At 60.6% G+C, this 221-nt stretch carries 1 protein-coding gene; it reads right to left on the bottom strand.

From position 1 onward, the window contains the following. On the bottom strand, positions 1 to 221 hold a 221-nt coding region (locus ACLD7X_RS19640; protein ID WP_411425361.1), incomplete at both ends, for a hypothetical protein.

Raw genomic sequence — 221 nt, 5'->3', positions numbered from 1 at the left:
GATGATCTGCTCGGGGGTGTGACGCTTGCGTTTCATGGGGCTTCTCCTGGCCAAGTCTGGCCGGTCGGGAAGCTCTCATAAGGACTGGTTCAGTTTCTGGGGTCCACGCCACCGACAGCAGGATCTGCTCGGGATCGGCCTCGCAGTAGTAATCCCAGATCCGCTCCTCGATCGCATCGATCTGGCGATCCAAATCCAGTGCCAGCTCCGCTTCCAGGGCG

Origin of the sequence: Aphanothece microscopica RSMan92 (assembly GCF_046613545.2) — a bacterium.
In the GTDB taxonomy this organism is placed as follows: Bacteria; Cyanobacteriota; Cyanobacteriia; order PCC-6307; family Cyanobiaceae; genus NIES-981.
This window is presented reverse-complemented; position numbering and strand designations above follow the sequence as displayed.